The following is a 538-nucleotide window of genomic DNA, read 5'->3' on the forward strand; positions in this document are numbered from 1 at the left end:
TCTTCGGCCGCAAGTTCCTCGGTTACAGTCTTTGGGTAGGGCCGGGGCGCGAAGTCAAGCGCAAGGTGGCCGATAAGCCGCTGAGCACGTTCAAACAACGCATCCGGGAGATGACCTGCCGATCCGGTGGGCGCTGCATGTCGGAAGTGGTGCAGCGACTTCGTTCTTATATGCAGGGATGGAAGGGGTATTTCCAGTTAGCGCAAACGCCCAAGATTTGGCGCAGACTCGATGAATGGCTACGTCACAGGCTGCGGGCTATCCAGCTCAAACACTGGAAGCGCGGAACCACCATGTATCGGGAATTGCTGAAGCTTGGCGCTGCGCCGTCGGTGGCAAAGCAAGTGGCGGCGAATAGCCGCCGCTGGTGGCGCAACAGCGATAGGCTGCTGAAAACAGTGCTGACTATCGGCTACTTCGACCGACTGGGCGCACCTCGCCTGTCTTGACCTCAACTACTCGAACCGCCCGGTGCGGACCCGCATGCCGGGTGGTGTGGCAGGGGAGCAGCCCATCTGGGCTGTCCCCTATGCCGATC

Annotated in this window: 1 protein-coding gene; it reads left to right on the plus strand. The window is 60.6% G+C overall.

The genetic code is table 11. From position 1 onward, the window contains the following. A partial coding sequence (locus ACI48D_RS26075; protein ID WP_435574144.1) for a group II intron maturase-specific domain-containing protein occupies nucleotides 1-449 on the plus strand: 449 nt, incomplete at its 5' end. Nucleotides 450-538 lie beyond the last annotated feature (89 nt).

The sequence above is a fragment of the Massilia sp. LXY-6 genome, assembly GCF_051233485.1.
In the GTDB taxonomy this organism is placed as follows: domain Bacteria; phylum Pseudomonadota; class Gammaproteobacteria; order Burkholderiales; family Burkholderiaceae_D; genus Telluria.